At 54.0% G+C, this 335-nt stretch carries 1 rRNA gene; it reads left to right on the top strand.

Going from position 1 to position 335, the window contains the following annotated elements:
• Positions 1–335, top strand: a 23S ribosomal RNA gene (locus HMPREF2857_RS00945); the annotation flags it as partial.

Genomic DNA, 335 nt, shown 5'->3' with positions numbered 1-335 from the left:
TTTGGGGGAAGTTGGTGATCCTATGCTGCCGAGAAAAGCCTCTAGCGATGTGGATATACGGCCCGTACCCGAAACCGACACAGGTAGTCAGGTAGAGAATACTAAGGCGATCGGGAGAACTGTGGTTAAGGAACTCGGCAAAATGCCCCCGTAACTTCGGGAGAAGGGGGGCCATGACTGGTGACCGACGTGGTTGAGCTGGTTGTGGCCGCAGAGAATAGAGGGAAGCGACTGTTTACTAAAAACACAGGTCCGTGCGAAGACGGGTAAGTCGATGTATACGGACTGACGCCTGCCCGGTGCTGGAAGGTTAAGAGGACCTGTTAGACCCCTTT

It is taken from the genome of Corynebacterium sp. HMSC076C10 (assembly GCF_001812455.1).
In the GTDB taxonomy this organism is placed as follows: Bacteria; Actinomycetota; Actinomycetes; order Mycobacteriales; family Mycobacteriaceae; genus Corynebacterium; species Corynebacterium jeikeium_D.
This window is presented reverse-complemented; position numbering and strand designations above follow the sequence as displayed.